Source organism: Desulfuromonas sp. (assembly GCF_002868845.1).
Classification (GTDB): domain Bacteria; phylum Desulfobacterota; class Desulfuromonadia; order Desulfuromonadales; family BM501; genus BM501.
Genome location: NZ_PKUB01000041.1, coordinates 91,604 through 115,548 on the forward strand (window position 1 = coordinate 91,604; position 23,945 = coordinate 115,548).

Annotated in this window: 16 protein-coding genes, 2 pseudogenes and 1 riboswitch; of the genes and pseudogenes, 3 read left to right on the top strand and 15 right to left on the bottom strand. The window is 64.8% G+C overall.

The window, feature by feature from the left end:
* Positions 1–21: 21 nt before the first annotated feature.
* The 8 genes and pseudogenes from C0617_RS12180 to C0617_RS12215 all read right to left on the bottom strand — a co-directional run bounded on the left by C0617_RS12180 (position 22) and on the right by C0617_RS12215 (position 8,224).
* Positions 22–333 carry an STAS domain-containing protein gene (locus C0617_RS12180; protein WP_291317304.1) on the bottom strand — a complete coding sequence of 104 codons (312 nt, stop codon included), beginning with the start codon at positions 331–333 and terminating at the stop codon, positions 22–24.
* Entirely contained in the window at positions 330–1,847 is a 1,518-nt protein-coding gene (locus tag C0617_RS12185) for an HD domain-containing phosphohydrolase (protein ID WP_291317305.1), read from the bottom strand. The genes C0617_RS12180 and C0617_RS12185 overlap by 4 nt, the downstream gene beginning before the upstream one ends.
* Positions 1,840–2,202 (bottom strand): response regulator, encoded by a 363-nt coding sequence (locus C0617_RS12190; protein WP_291317306.1) that lies wholly within the window; start codon positions 2,200–2,202, stop codon positions 1,840–1,842. The genes C0617_RS12185 and C0617_RS12190 overlap by 8 nt, the downstream gene beginning before the upstream one ends.
* A 3-nt stretch (positions 2,203–2,205) precedes the next feature.
* On the bottom strand, positions 2,206–4,086 hold the full coding sequence (locus tag C0617_RS12195) for a PAS domain-containing sensor histidine kinase (RefSeq protein ID WP_291317307.1): 1,881 nt from the start codon (positions 4,084–4,086) through the stop codon (positions 2,206–2,208).
* A gap of 96 nt (positions 4,087–4,182) precedes the next feature.
* Positions 4,183–4,261, bottom strand: a riboswitch (cyclic di-GMP riboswitch).
* A gap of 195 nt (positions 4,262–4,456) precedes the next feature.
* Complete coding sequence (locus C0617_RS12200; RefSeq protein ID WP_291317308.1) at positions 4,457–4,915, bottom strand: hypothetical protein; 459 nt, start codon at positions 4,913–4,915, stop codon at positions 4,457–4,459.
* 70 nt (positions 4,916–4,985) lie between these two features.
* The gene (locus C0617_RS12205) at positions 4,986–5,405 is read right to left on the bottom strand and encodes a hypothetical protein (protein ID WP_365889318.1); all 420 of its coding nucleotides are present in this window, start codon (positions 5,403–5,405) and stop codon (positions 4,986–4,988) included.
* 48 nt (positions 5,406–5,453) lie between these two features.
* A pseudogene (locus C0617_RS12210) lies at positions 5,454–6,392 on the bottom strand (NAD(P)/FAD-dependent oxidoreductase); the annotation flags it as partial.
* Positions 6,389–8,224, bottom strand: coding sequence for an acyl-CoA dehydrogenase family protein (locus tag C0617_RS12215; protein WP_291317309.1), 1,836 nt, complete (start codon positions 8,222–8,224; stop codon positions 6,389–6,391). The pseudogene C0617_RS12210 and the gene C0617_RS12215, both read right to left, overlap by 4 nt.
* 296 nt (positions 8,225–8,520) lie before the next feature.
* Here C0617_RS12215 and C0617_RS12220 point away from each other — a divergent pair, with 296 nt between their 5' ends.
* The 3 genes from C0617_RS12220 (at position 8,521) to C0617_RS12230 (ending at position 12,633) form a co-directional block, all read left to right on the top strand.
* A complete protein-coding gene (locus C0617_RS12220; RefSeq protein WP_291317310.1) occupies positions 8,521–9,297 on the top strand; it encodes a hypothetical protein in 777 nt (258 codons plus the stop codon).
* A gap of 63 nt (positions 9,298–9,360) precedes the next feature.
* Positions 9,361–11,391: a hypothetical protein gene (locus tag C0617_RS12225; RefSeq protein WP_291317311.1), complete on the top strand. Its 2,031-nt coding sequence runs from the start codon at positions 9,361–9,363 to the stop codon at positions 11,389–11,391.
* 30 nt (positions 11,392–11,421) lie between these two features.
* Positions 11,422–12,633 (top strand): hypothetical protein, encoded by a 1,212-nt coding sequence (locus tag C0617_RS12230; protein ID WP_291317312.1) that lies wholly within the window; start codon positions 11,422–11,424, stop codon positions 12,631–12,633.
* An 83-nt stretch (positions 12,634–12,716) separates the two neighbouring features.
* Here the strand turns inward: C0617_RS12230 and uvrB are convergent.
* The 7 genes and pseudogenes from uvrB to C0617_RS12270 form a co-directional block, all read right to left on the bottom strand.
* Positions 12,717–14,711, bottom strand: a pseudogene (gene uvrB / locus C0617_RS17160) (excinuclease ABC subunit UvrB).
* A 160-nt stretch (positions 14,712–14,871) separates the two neighbouring features.
* Positions 14,872–16,317 (bottom strand): cysteine--tRNA ligase, encoded by a 1,446-nt coding sequence (gene cysS, locus C0617_RS12245; RefSeq protein WP_291317315.1) that lies wholly within the window; start codon positions 16,315–16,317, stop codon positions 14,872–14,874.
* 89 nt (positions 16,318–16,406) lie between these two features.
* Positions 16,407–17,447, bottom strand: a complete 1,041-nt coding sequence (gene cheB / locus C0617_RS12250) for a chemotaxis-specific protein-glutamate methyltransferase CheB (protein WP_291317316.1) — start codon at positions 17,445–17,447, stop codon at positions 16,407–16,409.
* A gap of 31 nt (positions 17,448–17,478) precedes the next feature.
* On the bottom strand, positions 17,479–19,584 hold the full coding sequence (locus C0617_RS12255) for a hybrid sensor histidine kinase/response regulator (protein ID WP_291317317.1): 2,106 nt from the start codon (positions 19,582–19,584) through the stop codon (positions 17,479–17,481).
* 1 nt (position 19,585) lies between these two features.
* Positions 19,586–21,364, bottom strand: a complete 1,779-nt coding sequence (locus tag C0617_RS12260) for a methyl-accepting chemotaxis protein (RefSeq protein WP_291317318.1) — start codon at positions 21,362–21,364, stop codon at positions 19,586–19,588.
* Positions 21,365–21,447: 83 nt separating this feature from the next.
* Entirely contained in the window at positions 21,448–21,996 is a 549-nt protein-coding gene (locus C0617_RS12265; protein WP_291317319.1) for a chemotaxis protein CheW, read from the bottom strand.
* Between the two features lie 21 nt (positions 21,997–22,017).
* A complete protein-coding gene (locus tag C0617_RS12270; RefSeq protein ID WP_291317320.1) occupies positions 22,018–23,901 on the bottom strand; it encodes a CheR family methyltransferase in 1,884 nt (627 codons plus the stop codon).
* Positions 23,902–23,945: the final 44 nt, after the last annotated feature.

The window sequence follows — 23,945 nt, forward strand, 5'->3', positions numbered from 1 at the left end:
AGTCCTCGGCCGCTGCCGGCCTTAGTCGCTCACCTCGACGTAGTCGCTGAAGCCGCTCACCAGGAAGATGTCCCGGAGCAGGGCGTTGGCGTTGGTCACCTGGAGGGAGCCTCCGGCCCGGGCCAGTTCGTCGTGGATGTCGAGCAGGGATTCCAGGGCTGCGCTTTGGACCGACGGGGTCCGCCCCAGGTCGAGAACCAGGTTGCCCTGGTGAAGGCGCAGGTGCTCCTCCACGGCCTGTTTCAGAGCCGCCATCTCCCCCGCCTCCCCGATCGCCCCCGCCGGGGTCAGGTAGGTGGTCATCCCGACCCGGGTCTGCAGCATTCCGTTCATTGGGCCACCTTGTCGACGGGGTTCAGGGTGCTGATAATCTCCGGGCGGCTTCGCACCAACTCGAACCACACGGCGACGATGTCCATGTCGAGCTGGGAACCGGAGACCCGCTCCATTTCGGCCATGGCCTCTTCGTGAGAGCGTGCCGGTCGGTAGGCGCGGGAGCTGGTCATGGCGTCGTAGGTATCGGCGACGGCGATGATCCGGGCCTGGAGGGGGATGGCCTTTCCCTTGAGACCGTAGGGGTAGCCGCTGCCGTCGAAGCGCTCGTGGTGGTAGCGGATGCCGGGCAGAGCGTAGTGCAGCCGCATCACGTGGTTGAGGATCTCGAAACCCCTCTCAGCATGGCCCCGGATGAGAAAGTTCTCGTCCCGGTCGAGCTCCTGGGGCTTGGAGAGGACCCGGTCGGGGATGCCGACCTTGCCCAGATCGTGAAGGAGGGACGACCAGTAGAGAATCTGAAGGTCCTCCCCGGCCAAACCGATCTCGCGCCCTATCTCCATGGCATAGAGGTTGACCCGCTCCGAGTGTCCCCGAGTATAGGGGTCCTTGGCGTCAACGGCCTCGATCAGGGCCAAGACCATCTGCTCGGTGAAGAGCTTCATCTCCTGGAAAATGTCCATGTCCCGGATCAGGATGCCGGCCTGGTCGGCCAGCACCTCCACCAGGTTGCGGTCGCTGTTGGAGAAATCGGGGCGGTCGTCGGCGCGGATCAGCACCAGGATCGCCTGAACCTTCTGCTTGACCAGGATCGGGGTGGCCAGGATCTTGTGGCTGGAATCCGAATAGAGGTAAGCGCGCTTGGGATCGTCGGGTCGATTGATGATCGCGGTCTCCCGCCCGCTGGCGACGAAGTGGTAAACCTCCCCCTGCAGGCGGGCGAGGACCAGGTCGATGTCGGAGAGGGGCCGCTTGGGGTCGCCGGCATGAAAGGTCAATTCCTTTTCGGAGCGCAGAAAGACGGCCAAATCGACCCGCAGGAACTGGGTGCACAACTTCAGCAGGGGCTTGAAGAGCTCTTCGCCCTGGCCGTAGTCCTTGGCGATTCCGGACAGGCCGTAAACGAGGTTGAGTTCCTCGTAGCGTTCGGCCAGTTCCCCAGCCATCCCGTCAAGCTCCATGTTGAGCTGGCACTCCCTTTCCAGGCCGGACGCGAGCTGCCCCAACGCCTCTCGAAGCCGACCTGCCCGCTCTTCGGCCAAGTCAGGCTCCTCAGCGAGGGCGGCCAGCCATCCGAGGGCCGCTTCGCCCTCGGATGCGATGGGATGAACCAGCAGCGTGCCCTCGCTTCCGAGTTCGAGACGGCCGATGTTCCCCTCCGAGGCAGCAAAGCCCCGCTCCTGGCCGAAGCGTTTCAGAGCAGCCTCCAGGCGCTCCGAACCGGGAGGGTCCCCCGCCCAGAGCGGCCCCCCCTCCCGGTCGCAGACCGCCAGAGCGTGGCCGTCTCCGACCAGGGAGGAGAAGAGGCGCCCGCAGGCGCTAAAATCGAGATCCCTGAGAACCGTATCAGCCATGGACAGCTTCCAGTTTGCTGAGGAGGAACCGGGGGCTGACCGGCTTCTCCATGAACTCCAGGTTCGGGATGGCGTCCATCCATTCCCGGTCGGAACGCTCCGCCCGGGAGGTCATCACCCAGATCGGAAAGGAGCGCCGTGGGTCAATGCGGTGCAGTTCCTGGCAGAGCTGCCGGCCGGTCATTCCCGGCATCATCAGGTCGGTGATCATGGTGTCGGGGGGAGCCTCGGCGATTCGCTTCAGCGCCGCCGCCCCGTCGCGGGCGGTTTCGATCCGGTAGCCCTCCCGCTCCAGAGCGTATCTCAGGACCCTCAGCACATGGGGCTCGTCATCGACGATGAGAATGCGTTTCATGTCTCAGATGGCCTCCATGATCAGACCGCGCCCCTTGTTCAGGGCGATGGTGAATTCAGTCCCCTTGCCGGGCTCGCTTTCCACCGAGAGCCGCCCCTGATGCAGCTCGACGATGCTTCTGGCCAGGGGCAGACCCAGACCGTGGCCGGGCAGGTCGCGGATCTCCTCCCGGGAAGAGCGGAAGAACTTGTCAAAGATCCGCTCCCGGTCCTCGGCCGCGATGCCGACGCCGGTATCCCGCACCCGGATAGTAATAAAACCCTCGGTCTCCTCTGCCGCGAGAGTCACGCTGCCGCCGGGCCGGTTGTACTTGATGGCGTTGGTCAGCAGGTTGTTGAGAGCGATCCTGAAGAGGTCTTTGTCGATGGCCACATGGCTCATTTCGTGGGGCAGGTCGATGTGAAGACGCAGGTCGGCCCCCCGCCCGTTTCTGCTCGCGGCCTGAAAGGTGTCGCGCAGCAGGTCGAGGAGCTTGATCCGCTGACGCTCCAGGGAGAGGCTTCCCATCTCGATCTTGGAGATGCTGAGCAGGCTGTTTATCAGGGTGCTGAGGCGCTCGACCTCGTCGTAAATGGTGTTCACCGCCTCGATGCTGAACTCTTTCTCTCCCTTGTTGTCCAGCAGCAGTTCGCTGTACATGCGCATCACGTTGAGGGGAGACTTGATCTCGTGGGCCAGGTGGGTCACGAACTCGCTGCGGGCCTTTTTGGCAAGGACCTCGGAGGTGACATCCCGGAACACCACCAGGGTGCCGAGGCTGATGCCCTCGGCCCCCCGGGAGACGAGGGGAAAGGCGTGGACCGCCACGGTCCGGTCGGGCAGCTGCTGCGGCTGGTAGTCGAGCTTGGCCCTGTGCAGCCCTCCCCGGGAGCCCTTCAGCCCGGCGAAAAAAGCAGACAGGGCGGGGTCCGTGCACCATTCGCTGTAGCCCCGGCCGAGCACGTCCCTGCGGCCGCATCCGAGGAGCGTTTCAAACCTGCGGTTGGCGAATGTCGCCGCCAGGGTGCCATCGACCACCAGCACCCCTTCGGGAAGTACTTCCAGGATCGCCTCAAGGCTCTCTTTTTTGTACAGCAGCACCCGGTCCGCGGTGAGTTGGCTCATCTGCTTCTGCTCCAGCTCTCGGATGCGCGTCCCGTCATGTTCGAGCAGGATATTCAGGCGCCCCAGCACCTCCTGCATGGTCCCGGACTTCTTGATGCTGACGCGCTTGACCGGGCTGCTTCCCTCCAGGAGTTGCTGCAACTGGGTGTTCAGTTCCTCGATGGGGCGAGTCTCGCGCTTGAACAGATAGTAGAAAAAGGCCCCGAGCAAAAGGACCGGGAGGGCCAGCAGGGGAAGGATGTCCCAACCCGCACCGCCAAGGCCGAAGCCCGGAACGAGAAAACCGAGCCGAATGAGCCCGGCCAACTCCCCCTCGTTAAACAGGGGGGCGCTGAACTCGAGAATCTCCGGTCCGCCTTCGCTGCCCTGCGTGACTCGCTCCGAGTACCAGGTGGACGGATCTCGGGAAAAGGCGAAGGCGGGGACCAGCACCCCCGGGCGGATGACCTCGTCGCGCAGGTGTCCCTCGGCGTCGAACACCGCCAGGTAAGCGAAGTTGGAATCCCGCTCCACGCCGGAGGAGGCCTGCAGAATACTCCGCAACAGAAGGCCCTGGGCATGAGCCTCCATGGGAATCTTTGGGAAGACGTGCATCAGGCGCTGCCCCTCGGCCCGGTACTGCATCATCCGGGTGTCCCGATGAAGGTTCAGAACGAAAACGAGAATCACCGCCGAAACCACCAGGCAGGCGAAGATGATCGCAAGTCCGAGCCGCTCCCTGCCGGCAGCCGGCGATGCACCTCCCTTGAAAAATAAAAACCGGGACAACCTGTTATTCATAACGGGGAGCGCCTCAACGCATCTTATCTTTGCATTCGAGAAAAAAAAGGCCTGCCGCCAAACCGGGCCAGGCCTTTCTCGGACGCCAATCCTCCCTTCGGCAGCCCCTCTTTCCTGCGGACCAGGACAGGTAGCTTTGCGTCACCAGGTCACCCTGGATTTGCTTTTGTCGTAACTCTATGTTTAACAGGAGTTTTTACCTTTGCAACCAATGTCCTTAACTATATCCAATTATTTTTTAAAAATTGATCCACTTTTAGGTTGAGCCAACTTCCTACTTTAAATGCAAAAGCCCCCCGAGCCGCTATCAGCCCGGGGGGCTTGATTCGCAAAGGACGACCCCTTCGGGCCGGACGCTTCCGAAAGGGCCCTAGCGGCGCCGCCACCCGCTCCAACGGGGAAAGCCCTCCCCGTCGCGCAGGACCAAGACCTTGTCCGCCTTTTTCACCTGGCGGGCGATAAGGACGGAAGCGCCGTCGAAGATGACCCGGGATCCGACCACCTCTACGCTGCTGCCTTCCTCGAGGGAGAAGTCCTGCCGTTCCAGAAACCAGACCGGGCCGAGGTGGACCGAAACCTGGCCGTCGCGGGTCTTAAGAATCAGGTGAAGGCCGTCGGCCATTCCCCGAACCGGGGCCGAGCGATCCAAACGCATGACGGTCCCCTGCAGGCTCTGCTCGGCGGCGGGGTCGTAATTGCGACCGTAGGGCAACCCCGCCCCCCACCCGCCGCTTCCCCGCCAGCGTATGCCGTCTGCGGCCAGGGCCTGCCCGCAGATCAGAAAGATAAGAAACGGCAAAACAAAAATCCGGATCGATGCGATCTTCATGCTCCCTCCTAGATTAAAAATGAACGCGAACTCATCCTCTCCGCATAAATATTAAATTTTTCAAAATATTTCAACCCTTTTTTCCGGCAGGCGCGGCTCGGCCCCCTTGCTGACGGATGTTCTCCAGGGCCGCCTGGCGCAATCCCTCGCTGATCGTGGGATGGACGTGAACGGTCTCGGCCAGATCATAGACGGTCAAGCCGAGGCGCACGGCGAGGACCGCCTCGTGAATGACGTCGGCGGCCCGCGGCGCCAGCACCTGCACTCCGACGATCCTCCCCGTCTCCCGCTCGGCGCAGAGCAGAATGGCCCCTCGGCGCCCCCCCATGACGTGGGCCTTGGACACCTTCTGCAAATCGAGATAGGTTTCGACCAGCGCGGCCTCCTTCGGAAACGGGAAATCGCCCACCATGGCCAGTTCCGGGTCGATGAAAACCGCCATCGGCGTACACCGGTGGTCGATGCGACGGTGGGCGCCGGAATCGAGCATGTTCTCCACGGCGACCTCCGCCTCCCGAGCCCCGGCCGGGGCGATGAGGGGCGGGCCGGTAACGTCCCCGGCGGCAAAGATGCCCGGTGCGCTGGTGCGGCACTCGGCATCGGTGAGAATAAAGCCGGAGCGATCGGCCTTCACCCCCGCTTCCTCCAGACCGATGTCGCAGGTGGCCGGAGCGGTGCCGACCGCCACCATGATCTGCTCGGCGCGCAGCACCCGCTCCTCCCCGTCCACCGCCGCCACCAGGCAGGCGTCCTCCCCCTCGCGATAGGCACGCCGGGTCTCGGCGCCGAAGACCAGGGTCATCCCCTCCTCGGTCACCAGTTGCCGAAGCAGGCCGGTGAGGCGGGAATCGAACTCCTTGAGGGGCCGCTCCCCGCGCTCCAGAATCGTCACCCGGGTTCCGAAGCGGCTGAACATCTGCCCCATCTCCAGGGCGATCACCCCGCCGCCGATGATGACCAGGGAGCGGGGGAAACAGGGCAGGTGGAGGGCCGAATAACTGGTCAGAAAACCGACCTCGGCAAGGCCGGGGATGGGGAGGTTGCGGGGCACCCCCCCGCAAGCGATGAGGAAGCGGTCGGAAACCAGGATCTCGGCCCCCACCCGCAGCTCCCTGGGGGAGATGAAGCGGCCGTGGCCGCGAACCACGTCGATATCGGGGTTGGCATCCAGAACCTGTTGGTAGTTCTACCGACGCAGGGTCTCCACCGCGCGACGCTTGGCCTCCATGATGCGCCGGCAGTCGGGGGGGCCGGCCCTCAAGTCGAGGCCGAGGGGCCCGCTGCGGCGGGGCTCGAAGTAGGTCTCCGCCTGGTGGATCAAGGTCTTGCTGGGGATGCACCCCCAGTTGACGCAGGTGCCCCCCAAGTGGCTCTGCTCCACCATCAGCACCCGGGCGCCCATCTCCGCCCCCCGCAGGGCGCCGGCGAAGGCGCTCGTTCCGGAACCGAGGATGACGAGGTCGTAGGGACCGCTCATGGTCCTCCTGCTCCGTCGTCCCAGGTGCTCAGGATGTTCTCCTTCAGCCAGGGGTAGGCCCCGGCCAGAACCTGGCGGGCGGTGCGGTAGGCGAACCGGTCATCGTTGCAGTAGACCGCCCGGTGCAGATCACCGACGCGCCGGCGGCTCTGGCGGCAGAACAGGTCGGCCAGCTCCTCCTCGCCGGGGTGGGCCCGGGGCGAGGAGGCCTTTGCCAGAGCCGCGCTCATGGCCAAGAGCTCCGCCCCGGTGTCGACCAGTCTCGCCAGGACCATCTGCCTCTTCTGCAGCCCCTGACGGTGGAGGACCATCATGTGGAACAGATCCCGGGCCAGGCGCCGGGCGCCGCGCTCCACGAAGCGCAGATGGCGGGCCAGCCGTCGGGGCAGGACCACCTCTCCCGGGGTGGCGAAGCGGGGCAGCCACAGGGCCGGATACCAGAGGCCGTAGAACTTGGCGGCCCCCTGATAATCCACCTTGCCGGAGGTCGCCGAGGCGCCGGCGATCTTCAGATGCGGGTCGAGGGCCTCGCGGGCGATGAACAGGTGCATGATCTCGCTCGTCCCCTCGATAATGAGGTTGATCCGCGCATCGCGCAGCAGCCGCTCCATGGGCATGGCAGGCTCTCCCCGGCCTCGCAGGGAATCGGCGGTTTCGTACCCGCGTCCCCCGCGCACCTGAAGCCCGGCGTCCACGGTCCGCCACAGGGCCTCGGAGCAGAAGAGCTTGGCCATCGCCGCCTCGAGACGGATATCGGTCTCCTCCCGGTCGGCCAGGGACGAGGTCAGCCAGGTGAGGCTCTCCACCGCGTAGGTCTCGGCACTCATGGTGGCGAGCTTGGCCGCAACCGCCTCGTGGTGGCCGACGGGGGCCCCCCACTGGCGGCGCTCCTTGGCCCAGCGGCCGGCCATGGCGATGGCCTGCTTCATGGCCCCGCCGCAGGCCGCCGGCAGGGTCAGGCGCCCGGTGTTGAGGGTGCGCAGGGCGAGGCGCAGCCCCTCGCCGGGGCCGCCCAGGATGTTCTCCTTCGGCACCCGCACGTCCTTGAAAGCGAGCAGCCCGTTCTGAACCCCCTTCAGGCCCAGGAAGTCGCAGCGGTGCTCCACGCCCAGCCCCTCGGCGCTTCCTTCCACGATAAAGGCGGTGATCTCAGGGCGCTCCTCCGCCGGGTCGTTGGTGCGGGCCATGACGATCAGCAGTTCGGCGACCGGACCGTTGGTGATCCACAACTTCTGGCCGTTGATGAGATAGGCGGCGCCGTCTTCGACCGGGGTCGCGACCGTGGTCATGCTGGAGGGGTCGGAGCCGACCTCCGGCTCGGTCAGGGCGAAGGCGCTCATCGCCCCCGCCGCGAGGCGTGGCAGGTACTTCGCCTTCTGCTCGTCGGTGCCGAACATCTTGAGGGGCTGGGGCACCCCGATGCTCTGGTGGGCCGAGAGCATGACCGCGGTGGAGGCGCAGTGGCTGGCCACCAGCTGGATGATGCGGTTGTAGTTGACCTGGGAGAGACCCAGCCCGCCGTAATCCTCGGGAAGCTTGATCCCGAACAGCCCGAGTTCGCGCAGGCCTTCGATCACCTCGGGGGGAATCTCCTTCTCCCGGTCGATACGGTCGGCATCGACCTTTTCCGCCAGAAAGGCCCTCACCCGTTCGAGGATTTCGTCCCCGGCCCGGCGATCCGCCTCTCCCTGCTCCGGAAAGGGAAAGATCAGGTCGGCCCGCAACCTCCCCATGAACAGCTCACCGACAAAACTCGGCCTCTGCCACGCGCTTTCCCGGGCCGCCTCGGCCACTTCGAGAGAGCGCTTTTCATTTCCACCCTGTTCGCTCATATCCCACCTCGTCCTTGTTATGGTTTCCCATTCTCCAATTACTAAAAGAATAACAGGTATTTGCTGCACTTCACCTGGAACAGGAGCAAACCGGGGGAGTTGGCGGGCTGCCCCTCCCCTCCGCTGCCTTGCCTTTTTCGGCACAAAGCCTGCAAACCCATTCCGAGAAGCACCATGGCCGCCTGCATCCGCCCCGCCGGAGAGGCGCAAGCCGGGGTGAAACCTGTTGCTTTAAGGCTCTTTTCGTGCTATTGAACTCCGAAGTCTAATGATTTTTTTAATTTAAGGAGACGGCTATGAAAAAGGGTTTTCTCGGAACCTTGCTCTTGTTTTTCCTGGGAGCCGGATTGAGCCATGCCGGCCCGTTCGGTCCCCTCTCTTCCGACCTTGCCCCAGGGCAGATCGACCTGGGCACCGGCTATTTCCACGTCTCCGCCGACTGGGAGGGCGCCTCCAGGGATTTCAGCGACATCAAGCTCAACCAGAACCAGCTCTACCTGCAGATGGGGATCGGCCTGGGCCGCCACTGGGAAGCCACCGTGCGGGGCGGAGTTGCCGACTGGCAAATGGAAAACGCCTATGTTCTGGAGAACGGCGATTCGGATAACAGCCTGCTGCCTTATGGAACGGTTACCCTCAAGGGGCCCCTCTTCATCGGCAAGACCCTGGAAATAGGCTCTTTCTTCCAGGGAAGCTACTTCTCCCTCTACGATGACAGCGCCACCGCCGTGGCCCAGGACTCCCAGACCGGGACCCTGATCACGGGACGGGAAAAGGTCTTCTTCGACAACCTCTGGGAATTCAACATAGGGCTGGCGTTCCAGATCGAGCTCGAAGGCGCATACCTCTACGGCGGGCCCTTCTACCACATGGCCGAAACTGATGTACGCAACGTCTTCTCCGCCAGCGGCTTCTCCAGTGAAAAACTGCGGGAGGAAACCCTCGAGGAAGAAAACAACATGGGCGTCGTTCTGGGCATCCGCTGGCCCCTGCGCAACGGCCTCAACATCGACCTGGAAGGGCAGTACAAAAGCTCCGTCTCCATCGGCACGGCGGTCTCCTATGCCTTTTAAAGTGGCGGCCCGCACAACGGTTTTTTCGACACCACTCTTCTGCAATCTTTTAGGAGGACGAGGATGAGAAGCTTTTACGCCTTGACCCTGGCGCTTTTGCTTTCCGCCATGCTGGCCCTTGGCGGCTGCGGAGGAAGCGACGGCAGCGGTGCCGCGACCGGCGGCAACCTGGTCCCCGCCGGCACCACGCCGGGCCCTGTCCCGGTCGACCCGGGAACCGACGAACCCGGTGCCGGCGAGCCCGCCGCCATCCAGCTGAACAGCTCCCTGCCCGCCAGCACCCTGCTGTCCCAGGGCGGCCAGGCCACCATCACCGCCACCGTCTTCGACGGCGAGGGCAACCTGGTCGACGACGGCACCCTCGTCACCTTCACCGCCACATCGGGCGACATCACCCCCTCCGCCACCACCAGCCAGGGACAGACGGTCGCCACCTTCCAGGCCGGCACCACCGGCGGCAGCGTCCTCATCACCGCAACCGCCGACACCGCGACGGACAGCATCACGGTCGAGGTCGCCGTCGGCGAGGCTGCCTCCATCCTTACCGAGAGCGTCTCCCCAGGGACCATCGGGGTTTTCGGCAGCGGCATCGAGGACACCTCCCAGATCAAGTTCCAGGTGCGCGACGAGTCGGGCAACCCGGCCCCGGACGGCACGGAGGTCGAATTCGCCATCCGGACGCCCCTGGGCGGCGGCGAGAGCCTCACCTTCGACTCGGGAACGACCGCCGGCGGCAACGTCATGGTCGCACTCCAGAGCGGATCCGTCGCGGGCACCGTCACCGTCACCGCAAGCATCACCACCAGCGAGGGCAAGCTCATCATCACCGAGGCCCGGGTGACCATCGTCAGCAGCACCCCGGACGCAGGCCGCATCATTATGGGGGCGGAAACCCTCAACCTGGCCGGCGGCGTCACCCTCGGCCTGCAGAGCACCCTCAGCGCCTACCTGGGGGACCGCTTCGGCAACGTGGTGCCCAACGGCACCCCCGTCAGCTTCATCTCCGAGTGCGGCACCATCGGCCAGAGCGGCGGCTTCACCACCACCACCAACTTCGGCGTGGCCTCGGCGGCCCTGCAGACCTCCTCCCCGACAGTCCCCGATCTCGACGGGTTGGCGCCCGAGGGCAACCCCGGCCTGTGCCGTGTGGTCGCCTTCACCCCCGGCAAGGGAAATTTCCTCGACCTGAACGGCAACGGGGCCTACGAGGCCGGCACCGACAGCTGCGTCACCGAAATGGACGAACCGTATATCGACGCCAACGACAGCGGCAGCTTCGAGGCGGGCGAGTTCTACGTCGACGTCGACGGCAACGGGGCCTTCAGCTCCGACGTGGTCAACTGCATCGACGACACCATGATCTGGACCAGCATGAACATCCTGATCTCCGACGACGTGGCGCCGATCAACCTCTTTCCGACCAACTTCCAGATCGCCGTCGGCGACAGCCAGACCTTCACCTTCGATCTCATGGACATCTGGGGCAACGCCCTGACGGCCGGAACATCGGTCAAGGTCGAAACCGACGCCGGCACCCTCGTCGGCCTGACCGAATTCACCGTACCCGACACGACCGGCCCCGGGGGCACCTACAGCTTCGCCCTGGCGAGCAATCCGGGAGAAGAGGAGAAGCCCGCGACGGTCACCGTGACCATCACCCCGCCGGGCGGGGAGAACACCAACCTGCGGGCCGACGAGACCTTCGAGATCGCCTCGGGCATGGTCAACGTCCCCGAAGACGACACAACGACCGTCCCCGACACCGGCCCGGCCCCCTCCAGCGGCGACCCGGCTTCGGTCCTTTTCAGCGTCTCCGAACCCCACATCACCGTGTCCGGCGTCGGCCAGGTCGAGCAGACCACCTTCAACATCCAAGTGGTGGACGACTCCGGCGCCCCCATCAACGAGGAGGCCTACGACGATCCGACCCTCAACAACCTGCGGGTAAGCTTCGTGACCCGGCCTTACGGCGGGGAATACCTCGCCGGCGAGGGGGTCGACGCGGAGGGCGAGCGGGTAGTGGTCGACACCCGCGGCGCCGGCTCCATCGAGCTGCGCACCGTGGACGGGATGATCCCCGTCAACCTCAAGTAGGGGACCCTCCCCGGCACCGTGGAGGTCCGGGTGGAGGTCCTGGTGGACGCCGACGGCAACGCCTTGACCGACCCGGTAATTGCGAGCCTGCCCCAGGTCTCCATCTCCTCCGGCCCCCCCCACACCATCGTCCTGACCAGCGCCATCACCGCATCGGTGGTCAACGAACTGGGCTGGGGCTTCTACCGGCGCCAGGGCACGGCGATGGTCACCGACCGCTACGGCAACAGCGTTCCCGACGGCACCGCCATCAACCTCGGGCTGATCGACTCGGTCATCGCCGAGGGGACCGCCTCTTCCGTTTCGGGCAGCACAATGACAGCCGGCGCCGCAACCATCGGCGCGACCATCACCCGCAACGAGACGAGCCGGGGCATCCAGGGGGGCGACCGGGTCATCCTGCGGGGAGTCCCCGCCCAGGACAAGAGCCGCCACGCCGCCTCGGCCAGCGGCACCACCCTCACCGTCCAGAACGACTACTCGGGGCCCTACACCAACAAGGAATTCCTCGTCGGCTCGTCCCTGCTCGGCGGCTACATCTCCGGCACGATCGAGAGGGGCAATGCGGAAACGATGACCACCGGGATCACCCTGACCCGGGACGGAGTGGCCGACATCTTCGTCACCTACCCGGCCAACATCAACACCATCAACGTCGGCGGCGGCAACGTCCCGAACATCGACGAGCGCCACCTCCCGATAGGGTCGGCCAAGGTCTTCACCGTCGCCGCCAGCAGCGACGACAGCGCCATCACCGTCGACGAAGGGCGCTTCTGCTTCTCGCCCATCGCCGGTTTCAGCGTCGAGGCGGTCCCCGCCAAGCTGACGGATAGCGGCCAAGTCACCATGCTGGTGCGGGACGGGGGCGACACGATCCCGGTACCCTACGAGCCGGTCTCCGCCTTCGTGACCATTGACAGCCTGGGAACCTATGGTGTCTGCTCCGATTCCGCCTTTCTCGAGCAAGAGTCTTGCGAGGCGGCAGGCACCTGCAGCGACCCGACCTATGGCAACCAGACGTCCTGCGAAGAGAACGGGGGCGGGTGGACTTTGAACAATACCTGGCAGGAATTTCCCAGTCAGTTCAATGTCTCCGCCACCGGCGGCATCACCGACGTCAACGGCTTTTTCGTTTCGACCGTGACCATTTTCGGCCGTCCCAATGTCGCCTCCGGCGACACCGCCACCGTCACCTTCGTCTCGGGGGACGGCGAGACCACCGTCAACGTAAGAATTCCCTGATCCTTCCCCCACCAGACATGCAAAAAGCCCCCGCTGCGTATGTGCAGCGGGGGCTTCATTTTTTAAGAGCAGACAACCCTTCCCTAGCGCATCGCCAGTTCCCGCCTCTCCAGCCCCAGCAACTTGTCGCGCAGCTCGGCCGCCTTCTCGAACTCCAGCTCTGCCGCGGCCTTCAGCATCTCCTTCTTGGTCCGGACGATCTCCTTTTTCAGCTGGTCCGGGGTGCGGTATTCTTCCTCGCCCTCGGCCACCAGGGGCAGCTCCACGTAATCCTTCTCGGCGATGTCCTCGAGAATGGATCGCAAGCTCTTCTTCACCGTTTCGGGGGTGATGCCGTGCTCCGCGTTGTAGGCGAACTGGACTTTCCGGCGCCGCTCGGTCTCGTCGAGGCACTTCTGCATGGAACGCGTGACCTTGTCGGCGTACATGATCACCCGGCCGTCGACGTTGCGGGCGGCGCGCCCGCAGGTCTGGATGAGTGAGCGCTCCGAGCGCAGGAACCCTTCCTTGTCGGCGTCGAGGATCGCCACCAGGGAGACCTCGGGAAGGTCGAGGCCCTCGCGCAGCAGGTTGATCCCGACGAGAACGTCGAAGACCCCCTTGCGCAGGTCGCGCAGGATCTCCATGCGCTCCACGGTCTTGATGTCCGAGTGGAGATAGCGGACCCGGATGCCGAGTTCCTCCAGGTAACCCGTGAGGTCCTCGGCCATGCGCTTGGTCAGGGTGGTGACGAGCACCCGGTCCCCCTTCTCCACGGTGGCTCGGAGTTCGTGAATCAGGTCATCGACCTGCTCGGAGGCCGGCCTCACCTAGATCGGGGGGTCGACCAGCCCGGTCGGGCGGACGATCTGCTCGACGATGACCCCTCCTGCCTTCTCCAGTTCGTAGTCGGCCGGGGTGGCGGAGACGTAGAGGGTCTGCAGTCCCTTGCCCTCGAACTCGCCGAAAGTCATGGGGCGGTTGTCAAGAGCCGAGGGAAGACGGAAGCCGTACTCGACGAGGGTCGATTTTCGCGACCGGTCGCCCCGATACATGGCCCCGACCTGGCTGACGGAGACGTGACTCTCGTCGATAAAGAGCAGGGCGTCCTCGGGGAAGTAGTCGAAGAGGGTCGCCGGGGCCTCGCCGGGTTTTCTCCCGTCGAGGAACCGGGAGTAGTTCTCGATGCCCTGGCAGTAGCCCATCTCCTCCATCATCTCGATGTCGAAGAGGGTGCGCTGCTCGATGCGCTGGGCCTCGAGGAGTTTGTTCTGGGCGCGGAAGTGCTGAATCCGCTCCCGCAGCTCCTCCTGGATCTCGCCGATGGCCCGGTCGAGGGTGGGACGGGTCGCCACGTAGTGGCTGGCGGGGAAGATCGCGGTTCGGGGGATGCGGTCGAGGACGGCACCGCGCAGGGGGTCGATCTCTGAGAGGGCCTCGACCTCGTCGCCGAAAAACTCGACCCGGATCGCCCGCTTCTCTTCGTAGGCGGGAAAGATCTCCACGGTGTCGCCCCGCACCCGGAAGGAGCCGCGGTGAAAGTCGACGTCGTTGCGCTCGTACTGGATTTCCACCAGGCGCTTCAGCAGCTTGTCCCGTTCCAGCTCCATCCCCTCCTCGAGCTGCACCAGCATGCCGTAGTAGGCCTCCGGCGAGCCGAGGCCGTAGATGCAGGAGACCGAAGCGACGATGATCACGTCATGCCGGGAGAGGAGGGATCGGGTGGCGCTGTGGCGCAGCTTGTCGATCTCCTCGTTGATGGAGGAGTCCTTTTCGATAAAGGTGTCGGTGACAGCGACGTAGGCCTCGGGCTGATAATAGTCGTAGTAGGAGACGAAGTACTCCACCGCGTTGTCGGGAAAGAGTTCCTTGAACTCCCCGTAGAGCTGGGCGGCGAGGGTCTTGTTGTGGGCCAGAACGAGGGTCGGCCGCTGCACCCCCTCGATGACGTTGGCCATGGTGAAGGTCTTGCCGCTGCCGGTGACCCCGAGCAGCACCTGGTGCTTGTCGCCCCGTTCGATGCCGGCGGCGATCTCCTCGATGGCCCGGGGCTGGTCCCCGCGGGGCTGGTAGTCGGATTTCAGGACGAATTTGGCCATACAAGTACCCGTTGAAGCGCCGCGTCACGGAAAAGGCGGGGGAAAATCAAACCTATTGTAACCCGATAAAAAAGGAGCGCGGAATATTTCTTCCACGCCCCTTCTTGTCATTGCAGGCCAGCCCTGTTTTTGCCTCTCTCGGTGTCTCGGAGGCAAATATTTATTTCACCTTCCAGTCGGTCCCCCCGGGGCTGTCGAGGAGTTCGATCCCCCTGGCCGCCAGTCCGTCGCGAATTTCGTCGGAGCGGGCAAAATCCTTCTCCCCGCGGGCCTGCAGGCGCTCGGCGATGAGGGCGTCGATCTCCTCCGCGGTGACGTCGAGGGACTCCAGAGCGGCGAACTTCTGCTTCTGAAGCCACCCGGCGGGGTCGGAAAGGAATATGCCGAGGACGGCGCCGAGGCGCAGCAGGGCGTCGTGCAGGTCGCGCACAGCGGAGACAAGGTCCGGTTTTTTGCGGAACTTCTTGGTGGCGGCGATGCGGTTCATGGCGCGCACCCCCTCGAAGAGGTGACCAATGGCCAGAGCGGTGTTGAAGTCGTCGTCCATCGCCTCGCGGAACTTCGCCTCGAGCCGGGCCCCCTCGTCCGAGGTCGCCTCCCCCTCCGGGCAGCCGTCAACGGCCGCGGCGGCGGTCTGCAGCCCCTCGTAGAAGCGGCTCAGTCCCTGCCGGGCTTCCTTGAGATTCTGGTCGGAGAAGTCGATGGGGGAGCGGTAGTGGGCCGAGAGGATGAAGAAACGCACGATCTCGGGGTCGAATTTCTGGAGGATGTCTCGGATGGTGAAGAAGTTGCCCAAAGACTTGCTCATCTTCTCCTGGTTGACGTTGACGAAGCCGTTGTGCATCCAGTACTTGACGAAGGGTTTGTCGTTGGCCCCCTCGCTCTGGGCGATCTCGTTCTCGTGGTGAGGAAAGACGAGGTCCTTGCCGCCGCCGTGGATATCGAAGGATGCGCCGAGGTACTTCATGCTCATGGCCGAGCACTCGATGTGCCACCCGGGGCGCCCCGACCCCCAGGGGGACTCCCAGGCTGGCTCGCCGGGCTTGGCCCCCTTCCAGAGGGCGAAGTCCATGGGGTTGCGCTTCTGCTCCCCGGGGGCGATGCGGGCTCCGGCCTGCATCTCCTCCATGTTGCGCCCGCTGAGCTTCAGGTAGCCGGGGAAGCTGTCCACTGCGTAGTAGACGTCTCCCCCAGAGGCGTAGGCCAGCCCCTTGTCGATGAGCTTTTCGATGATGGCGAGGATCTCCGGGATGTGCTCAGTCGCCTTCGGCTGGTGGGTCGGCAGGTCGAGGCCGAGGGCCGCCATGTCCTTGTCGAAGGCCCGGATGAACTCTTCGGCGAGTTCTCGGCTGTCGATGCCACGCTCGTTGGCCCGGTTGATAATCTTGTCGTCCACGTCCGTGTAGTTGCGCACGTAGTTGACCTCGTAACCGGCATACCGAAGGTAGCGGTAGATGATGTCAAAGACGATGTTGGCCCGGGCATGGCCGATGTGACAGTAATCGTAGACGGTCACGCCGCACACGTACATGCCCACCTTGCCGGGCTGCAGGGGGCGGAACTCTTCCTTCTGGCGGGTCAGGGTATTGAAAAGGCGCAGGCTCATGGCTCTAAACGTTCTCCTCGGGGTGCGGTTTCGGGAGGTGGCCGGTTACGGCCTTTTTAATAACACAGTTGGCGGGGCATGAAAAGACTTCAGGCGGAGGGCCCGGCCCCCAGCCGCGCGGCGATCGCTGCGGGAATTTCGCCCAAGGGCAGGACCTGGTGGGCAGCCCCCAGGTCGATGGCGGCCTTGGGCATGCCGAAGACGGTGCTCGTGGCCTCATCCTGGACGATATTGTATCCGCCCCCCCGCTGCAGAGAGGCCATTCCCTCTCCGCCGTCGCGGCCCATCCCGGAGAGGAGAACCGCCACGGTCCGCGGGGCCAGTTGCTCCCGGGCCAGGGAGGAAAAAAGCGTGTCCACCGAGGGGCGGCAGCTGTGGACCGGGGGGCCGTCCGAGAGGGCAATGCGCTCGCTGCGCACCTCCATGTGCAGGTGGTTGGGAGCCACCAGGACGGCCCCCTCCTCCAGAACATCCCCCTCGCGGGCCAGGCGCACGGAAAAGGGACTCTCCCGGTCGAGCCACTCGGCAAAGCCGGCGGCAAAACCCCGTGCGATGTGTTGAACGATAAGGATCCGGACCCCGGTCCGGCGGGGCAGTTCTTGCAGCAGGTGCATGACCCCTCTCGGCCCGCCGGTGGAGGCGCCGATGGCGAGGATGTCCCTCGGCCCGCCGGGAGGGGGTGGCAGGGGAGCAGCCTTCATGCCGGGCCGTTTGCGGAAATGGTGCATGACCCGGATTCGGGCCAGGATTTTGACCTTTTCGACGAGGCGGGCGGCAATCTCCTCGAAGGCCTCGGTCACCACCCCCCGGGGCTTTTCCATGACATCCAGGGCCCCGTGCTGGATGGCGCTGAAGGCACTGCGGCTGTCGTTGGGGTCGACGTTGGAAGAGAGGACGAGGATAGGGATGGGACAGCGGGCCATGATCTCCACCACCGCATCGATCCCGTCCATGACCGGCATCATGATATCCATAATGACCAGGTCCGGGCGCAGCCGGCAGGCCTCATCCACAGCCTGGCGGCCGTCGCGCGCCTCTCCGATCACCCGGATGCCGGGGTCACGGCCGAGCAGGTCCTTGAGAACCAGGCGGACCAGCATGGAGTCGTCTGCGATGAGGACCTTGACCATTTTTCCTACCCTCTTCAAGAGAGTTACGCCCTCACCCGATGAGGGTCTCAACCGTCTGCAGCAGGGTGCCCTGATCGAAGCTTCCCTTGACGATGTACGCCTGAGCGCCGACCTCGATCCCCATGCGGCGGTCATCGTCGGAAGCCCGCGAAGTGACTATGATCACCGGCACCTCGGCGTAATTCTGGAGCTCCCGCAACCTGCGGGTCAGCTCGAAACCGTCGATGCCGGGCATCTCGACATCGGTCACCACGAGGTCGAATTCGGCTCCGGCGACCTTGGCCAGGGCCTCCTCGCCCGAGATGGCCACGGTCACGTCGTAGCCCTGGGTCTGCAGAATGTTCTTCTCCATGGTCCGGGTGGTGATGGAATCGTCCACCACCAGAACCCGTCCCCGAAGGGCCTCCTCCCGGGTGGCGGCGAATTCCTGGCGCAGCCGCGTCCCCTTGCCGGCCAGACCGACCCCGAACAGGTCGGGAATGGAGAGGATCAGGGCCGGGGAGCCGTCCCCCAGGATGGTCGCCCCGGAGAAGAACTCGACGCTTTTGAGCTGCTGACCCATCCCCTTGACCACGAGGTCCTGGACACCGCCGGAGCGGGAGATCAGGCACGCCAGCTGCTGCTCGCGAAAGCTCAGGACGAGAACCGTCACGGTCCCTCCCAGGCCGCCCCCCTGGCGCCGGGGCAGGCCGAGAATGTCCCCCAGCGAAAGAAGGGGCAGGGTCGCCCCCCGCACCCGGACCACCTCCCGCCCTCCCTCGGTGAGGATGTCCCCCTCGGACAGGCGCAGAATCTCCGAAATGTAGTGCAGGGGAATTGCGAATGTCTCTCCCTCGCACTCCACCACGAGCCCGGCGATCACCGCCAGGGTGAGAGGCACCTGCAGAAACATCTCGGTCCCCTCGCCGGGCGCGGAATGAATCACCAGGTTCCCCTTCACCCGGTCGATATTGGTCTTGACCACATCCATGCCGACGCCGCGGCCGGACACGTCCGTGATGATGGTCCGGGTGGTGAACCCGGGACGCAGGATCAGGTAGACCGCCTCTTCGTCGGAAAGGCCGCGGGCCTCTTCCGCGGTGATCAGGCGGCGCTCCACCGCCACCTCGCGGATCCGCTCCGGATCGATCCCCTGCCCGTCGTCCTTGAGAGTCAGATGCACGAAGCCCCCCTCGTAACGGGCGGCCAGCTCCACCCGGCCCCGCTCAGGCTTCCCGGCCAGGACGCGATCCTCGGGGACTTCGATGCCGTGGTCCACGGCATTGCGCAACATGTGAAGGAACATGGGCTTGGCCGCCTCGAGGATGGTCCGGTCGAGCTCCACCTGCTCCCCCCGAACCAGCAGCTCCACCTCTTTGCCCTGGTCCCTGGCCAGGTCCCGAACCGCCCGCTGCATCTCGTCGGTGATACTCTCCAGGGGGACCATGCGCAGCTGCATGGCTCCGCCGTGCAGCTCCTCGGCGAGATAGCCCAGGTCGAGGGTATCCCCCTCCAGGTCGAGGGACAGGCGCTGAAAGTCGTCGAGGATGCCCTTCAGCTGACGGTATTTTTCGGCCTTGCGAAGCCCTCCGAGAAACCCGTCCAGCCGTCCGAGCAGCTGCCCCAGCTGCCGACCCCGCTCACCGAAGGAGCGGCGGACGATGAGGGTCTCCCCGAGCAGGTTGAACATCCGGTCGAGCTGGGCCACGCTGGTGCGCACGCTCTCCCCCGTCGTCCGCGCCTCCGGTTCGGTGGCGGCCGGGGCCGGCGGCGCAACCTTCTGCATCACGCCCGTCTCCAGCCCCTCCAGGACCGCGTCGACGTTGACCGCCACCTCCCCGCCCGAATGGGCCTGGGCGACGAGGGCCTCCAGGGCGTCGGTGGAGACGAGGAGCAGGTCGGCCAGCTCCGGAGAAACTGGACGGCGGCCCTCCTCGAGGTCCTTCAGCAGGCTCTCCATCTGATGGGCGACCCGGGCAAGGTCCCCCAGGTCGAGCATTCGCGCCGACCCCTTCAGGGTATGGGCGCTGCGCAGCAGCTCGTGTACCTGTTCCCGGGAGAACTCCTCCTGTTCCAGAACGAGAACCCCCCGGCGCAGCACCTGGAGGTGCTCCTCCGCCTCCCGGGCGAAGATCTCCATGAACTTCTTGGTCTTCACCCTAGTCCTCTTCCTCTACCAACTCCTTGAGGCGCTCGGCCAGGCTGGTCAGCTCGGTAATGGCCTGAGTCGTCTCCTGGGCGCTGGCCGCGACCTGGGTGGCCACGTCGCGCACCTCGGCGACGGTCTCGGCCATCTGCTCGCTGGCGGTGGTCTGCTGCTGGGTGGAGAGCTTGATCTCCCGGGCGGCGTTTGTGGTCTCCTCGACCATCTGGGTGATATTGGAGAGCTCCTCGGAAATGCGCGCCACCAGGGTGCTGGCGGCATCGGCCCCCTTGGTCCCCTCCTCGGTCAGCATGATGGTGGAGTTGGTGGCCTTCTGGATCTGATCGATGAGCCCCTTGATCTGACCGGTGGCATCGACGGTCCTCTCGGCGAGGCGCTTGACCTCGTTGGCGACGATGGAGAAGCGCTTGCCGGCCTCCCCCGCCCCGGCCGCCTCGATAGCGGCATTGAGGGCGAGCAGGTTGGTCTGGTCGGAGATCTCGTCGATGATGTCGACGATCCCTCCGATCTTCTGGGAGTTCTCCCCGAGTTCGAGCATCGACTCGGCGATGGACTGGACCTTGGTCTTCATCTGGCCCATCCCGTCGATGGCGTTGTCCACGGCCTGCATGCCGTTGCTGCCGGCCGAGCTGGCCATCTCGGCCTGGGCCTCGACCCGGCGGGCGTTCTCCGCCACCTGCTTTGCGGTGACCGCGATCTCTTCTGACGTGGTGGTGGCCTCCTGGACGGCGGAGGCCTGCTGGGTCGCCCCGGAGGCCTGCTGAGCGGAGATGGCCATGATCTCGTTGGCGCTGGAGGAAAGCTGCTGGATGGCCTCCTTGACGCTTTGAACGAGGCGATTGCTCTTCTCGATCTCGCTCTTCAGGTTCTTGACGATGACCTGGGTCATCTTGTTGAAGGCGCTGGCCAGCTTGCCGATCTCGTCGTTGGACTCGATGGCGATGGTCTCGTCCAGATTGCCCTCGGCGATGGTCTCGGCGACCGCCGTCACCCTCTTCAGGGGCAGGGTGATGCGCAAAACCACCAGGTAGATGGTCAGCGAGGCGACCACCAGAAGAAGAAGCATGGACAGCCCGACGGTGTTGCGCAGCTCGGCGATGGTCTCCTCGGTCTCCTGGATGGAGAAGCCGATCCGGAAACCGCCCCAGTGCTCGCCCTTGACTAAGACCGGCGCGGTGATGTCCCACATGGTCTCCCCGGTGTCGCGCGTGTAAACCTGGCGCAGGATCTTGTTGCCGTCGCCACCGTCGTAGCGGGCGGCGGCCAGGCCGGTCTGGTCGTTGAAGATGCGCTTGGTCCGGTTCCAGTCCCGGTCCTGGTCGGGGTTGCCGGTCAGGGCCCGGGAATAGCGGGAGTTGTGGGTGGGCAGGTAGCCGTTGCGGTCCACCAGGACTGCAAAGGAGACCATGCTGTCCTCCTCGAGCAAGGTGTCCTGGATGGAAAGGATCTTTTCGTCCAGAAATCGGTCGTAGGCGGTGTGGTATTTGGGGATGTCGGAGCCGGCCAGCGCCCCCTCGGTGATCTTCCGGTAGTCGGCATCGAAGATCTGCTCCCGGGTGAATCGCCCGCTGTCGATGGCGTCCACCAGGAGGGTCTCCATGCTCTCGGCACCGACCAGCGCGATGGTCCGGGCCTTGGTCAGCATCAGCTCCTTGAGGGCTTCGGCGCGCCGTTCTGTGAAGAAGTAGGTGAACAGGCCCATGAGCAGCGCCAGAACGACAATGAGTGAGACGCTGATCTTTACCGAAATGCGGTCCGTGATCCAACTGAACATGCCAACCCCCTTTGAATGTATATGGTCACTATCCATGCCCCCCTGCCCGGGCCTGCCGCGCGCGAGGGGAAAATATATCCCCGCTACTCCCCCTTCTGATCGACCACGAACTCGGGCCGGGCGAGAATATGCTCCATGTTCAGGAGGATCAGAAGACCGTCTTCGCCGCCCACCTGCCCCTCCACGGCCTCGCGGGGAAAGCCCGCAAGCCCCTCGGTGGGGGGCTCGACGGCCTCGACCTCGATTCCTCGAATCCCCTCCACCATCTCCACCAGCAGTGCGGTGGTCAACCCTGCAGCCTCCACCACGACCAGGCGCCCCCCGGCGGGAAGCTCCCGCCCTTTCAGGCCGAACAGCGGCCGCAGGTCGGTGACCGCCACGATCTGCCCGCGCAGGTTGACGACCCCCCGGATGTACTCGCCGACCCGCGGCACCGGAACAAGGCGCGGCATCCGCACCACTTCCCGGGCCACCGCCGAGGGCAGGCCGTAGCGTTCGCCGCCCAGGCGGAAGACGACATAGTCCCGGGTCTCGGCGACCCTGCTCTCAGAGGCCTCTTCGATGCCGCGCCAATACTCCTGGCGCATCTCGCGGAGCACATGCCCGATTTCGTAGCCTTTTCGCTCATCCATGAGATTCCCCTTCTCCGTCCGCTACCGGGCCGAACCCGCCTCGCCGAGGCGGGCGACATCCTCCCGGCACACCTCCAAAAAGACCGCCCGCGAAAGTCCCCCCGAATGGGGGATGAAGGCCTCCTCGGGGATCTTTTCCAGAAGACGGACCGTGTTGTTCAACTCGCGCCGGGCGTCGCCTTGCCGCCCCATGCGCAGGTAGAGCTTGCTGAGATTGTAGTGGGGCATGACCATGTCCATGTCGAGCAGAAGGGCCTTGCGGTACTCGGCCACCGCCGTCTCCAGGTATTCCTGAAACTCCAGAATGAGCCCGCGCAGAAAGTAGGCGTCCGGGCACAGGTCATCCGCCTCCAGGGCCAGCCGGCAGTACTCCAGGGCCTCCTCGAAGCGACCCCGGTTGGCGCAGAGGAACCCCTTGCCGATCAAGGCTCCCCGATGGGCCGGCCGGCAGCGGAGGATTATATCATATTCCTTAGAAGCCGTTTTTAATTCTTCCCGGTCGAAGGCCTCCTCGGCGCGACGAAAGACCTCGTCCAGGTCGGGCTTGGGCGAAGGAGAGGCAGGCGGCGGCGAAGGCGGCTTTGCGACGGGACGGGGCGGTCGCGGTTTCGGGGGCGCCACCGGAACGGGAGGCTTCGGCCTTCGGGAGGGACTCTTCGCCGCCCGGGCTCCCTCCAACGGAAGGCGGTAGTAAAACCCCCCCGCCTCCTGGACCCGGTCGAAGTCCTCGGAGATGTTGATCAGGGTTTCGGCGTGACCCAGAAAAAGATAGCCCCCCGGCCGCAGACAGCGGGAGAACTTCTCCACGATGTGCCGGGTCGTGGCCAGGCGAAAGTAGATCATCACGTTGCGACAGAAGATAATATCGATGTCGGACGTGCCGTTTTCAGGCGAGGGGAAATCCCCCGTCTGCAGGTTGAAATAGCCGAAGTCGACCATATCCCTAACCCGGGGGTCGAGAACATAGGAGCTGCCATGCCTCTGGAAGTAGCGGTCCCGGAACAGGGGCTCGGTCACCCGCAGGGAGCGTTCGCCGTACACCCCGTCACGGGCGCAGCGCATGGAGCGTTGGTTGATGTCCGTGGCGAGGATGCTCACCTGCCAGTCGGCCAACAGGGGGAACATCTCCAGCAGGAGCATGGCGATGGAATAGGGTTCCTCGCCGGTAGAGCAGCCCGCCGTCCAGATGCGCAGGGTCCGCTCGGAGCGTTTGCGCTGGATGATTTCCGGCAGGATCCTTCCGGCCAGGGCCTTGAAGTGCGCCAGATAACGGAAAAAGTAGGTTTCGCCGATGGTCAGCAGGCCGAGGAGCTTCTTCAGCTCCTGGCGGCTCTCGGCATAGGTCTCCAGGTAGGCGAAATAGTCCCGGTAGTCCCTGGCGCCGACCGCGCGCATGCGGCGCATCAACCCCCGCTCCAGAATCTTGCTGTTGCGCCGGTCGAAGTGCAGACCGCTGTGCAGGATGAGGTAGTCTTGGAACCGTCCAAACTCCCCGTCTCCCAGGGGGGGATAGGGAGCCTGGGGATCCCTGCCCTGCGGGCTTTTGGCCAGCCGCCCCAGATCCTCGAGAAGCCGCCGCTCGTCCAGAGGCTTGGGGAGAAAGTCGTAGACGTCCAGCAGTTCGTATTCGAGTTCCGCCTGGGGAGAGGTAACGATGACCGGGATTTTTCGGGTCGCCCTATGGGCCTGGAGTCGGCGCAGCGTCTCCAGGCCGCGGACCTCCGGCATGGCCACATCGAAAATGAGCAGATCGGGGTCGATCTTGCGGATGGCGGAAAAGGGATTGGAACTGGCGGAGAGACACTCCACCCCGTAGCCGGCCGTTACCAGGACCTGGGAGAGGGCCCGGCACAGCTCGTGGTCCTCGTCGACGATGAGCACCTCGAAGGTGTCTTTGATCCCCATCGGGCGTCTCCGCCGGGGGTCCGCACCGCCCCGGGCAACCCCGG